Source organism: Streptomyces sp. MBT53 (assembly GCF_016654115.1).
In the GTDB taxonomy this organism is placed as follows: Bacteria; Actinomycetota; Actinomycetes; order Streptomycetales; family Streptomycetaceae; genus Streptomyces.
Genome location: NZ_JAEQAZ010000515.1, coordinates 1 through 426, shown reverse-complemented (window position 1 = coordinate 426; position 426 = coordinate 1). Strand labels below are relative to the sequence as shown.

The window sequence follows — 426 nt, the reverse complement described above, 5'->3', positions numbered from 1 at the left end:
CGTCTGGCCGAAGGCGGACGTGATCGTGGTCGCGCCGGCGACCTTCAACACCGTCAACTCGTGGGCGCTGGGGCTGACTCACGACTTCGTGGTGGGTGTCGTCGCCGAGGGCATCGGGAAGGACATCCCGATCGTCGCGATGCCCTGTGTCAACTCGGCCTACGTGCAGCACCGGCAATTCGAGCGGAGCATCGCCGAGTTGCGTGCCATGGGCGTGCAACTCCTTTACGGCGAGGGCGGCTTCGTGCCGAACCAGCCCGGGCAGGGCAGGCCGAAGGAGTTTCCCTGGGCGCTGGTGCTCGATGCCGCCGGGGTCGCGATGCGTGCCTGAACCACCGGCCCTCCAACGGCAGTTGGTGTTCCGGGACGCACCGCCACCATCGAATTCACGCCACCCCCCACTTCCCCCCACACCCGATCATCACC

The 426-nt window shown here is 67.4% G+C and carries 1 protein-coding gene; it reads left to right on the top strand.

Going from position 1 to position 426, the window contains the following annotated elements:
- On the top strand, positions 1 to 331 hold a 331-nt coding region (locus JHN45_RS52545; RefSeq protein WP_307783467.1), incomplete at its 5' end, for a flavoprotein.
- Between the last annotated feature and the right edge of the window lie 95 nt (positions 332 to 426).